Genomic DNA, 298 nt, shown 5'->3' with positions numbered 1-298 from the left:
AGAAGCTGACTGCCAGATCGGACAATTTCACCTCGACCGCGTTATGCACCGGTGAACAGCGGCGTTGTGCCTCTGTGATTCAGAATTCTCACCGCGGCCTCTTTTGCGATACGCTGACGGATGTCTCCTGCTCGGTGGGGATGAGCTACCGCCATATGTTCCGGCTGCTGGGAAAGCTCTGTGAAGAAGGGATACTGGAAAAGAGGGAGAGCGGATACTGCATTGTGGATCAGGAGGAACTGGCGAGGCGCTCACGTACGGCCGCGGAGCTGTATCAGAGAGTTTAAATAAAACGAGA

Annotated in this window: 1 pseudogene; it reads left to right on the top strand. The window is 54.7% G+C overall.

Annotated features, from left to right (window positions below):
• A pseudogene (locus NE473_RS31445) lies at positions 1 to 287 on the top strand (Crp/Fnr family transcriptional regulator); the annotation flags it as partial.
• Positions 288 to 298: the final 11 nt, after the last annotated feature.

Source organism: Hungatella sp. SL.1.14 (assembly GCF_024460495.1).
GTDB classification, from domain to species: Bacteria; Bacillota; Clostridia; order Lachnospirales; family Lachnospiraceae; genus Hungatella; species Hungatella hathewayi.
Note: the sequence above shows the minus strand (reverse complement) of the source record. Positions and strands in the feature narration are given on the sequence as shown.